The organism is Synechococcus sp. F70.1, assembly GCF_047502745.1.
Lineage (GTDB): Bacteria > Cyanobacteriota > Cyanobacteriia > Thermostichales > Thermostichaceae > Thermostichus.
In genome coordinates this window covers 1-816 of the sequence record NZ_JANSJL010000118.1, presented here as the reverse complement: position 1 = coordinate 816, position 816 = coordinate 1, and the positions used below count along the sequence as shown (strand labels likewise).

The window sequence follows — 816 nt, the reverse complement described above, 5'->3', positions numbered from 1 at the left end:
GCTGAGGCAGTTGTTGTTCCTCGCCTGCAGGCTGCCTACCACAAGGTGGGCTTTATCCCTCCCTATCCTTCCTACCCGTTTAAGCCGGAGTTCTTCCAGCAGAGTATCTATCCTCGGCAGCTCCTCCAGAAATGTCATGAGCACAGGGAGCAATGCCTACAGAAAGGGATAGTTATCGAGTTAGGTGTCCCAAGTTCTGCTCCTATCACTCCAAGTCCCCCTCCACTGAAGGAACTAGATCGAATCTTTGAGGAGACCAAGCAAAAGGTTGATATTTCCCCGTATTTACAGGAAAACGAGAGCGAGATATGGAAAGAGCCCCTAGCTTCTCTGTGCAACTTTCTCGTCTGTCAGGAAAAGTTGCCGGCTAGTATTGGCAGCCAAGTGGAAACTGACTTCCCTGGATCCAGAAGTTTCTCGCCTCTGCATTCTCGCTTGCGGCTAATCTTCTACGAGGCAAACGAGCGGGAAAGGCACCTTTGTTTTACAGCTATTCAATCAACTAATCCTAGATCTTTCCAAACTCGCTTAGTAGCTGCTAGGACGGCAGCCGGGATCGACGCGGCCCTGCGATTTCGCAAGTTGGTAGTGGTGCGCACTACCTCCCTACCAGGAGGCGAACGTACTCAGAAACTGTGGCAAAAGTTCCTTGAGGAGGGTGGGATCCACTGGCGGCCCAGTGAAAGGGAAATCAGGGTTCTGCTGGCCCTAGAGCAGCTCAAATCCAGACCCGATTTTAGAGATTGGCTGGCGGAGCGGCGACCTCTTACCCACCTGGCAAATGCTGAGTTGGATTCGGGGCTGGCCAAAATCCTT

General features: G+C 52.2%; 1 protein-coding gene. It reads left to right on the top strand.

What is annotated here, in order from left to right; genetic code table 11:
* Positions 1 to 588: 588 nt before the first annotated feature.
* Positions 589 to 816, top strand: a 228-nt coding sequence (locus tag NW860_RS11185) for a hypothetical protein (RefSeq protein ID WP_414514218.1), incomplete at its 3' end; no start/stop codon positions are given.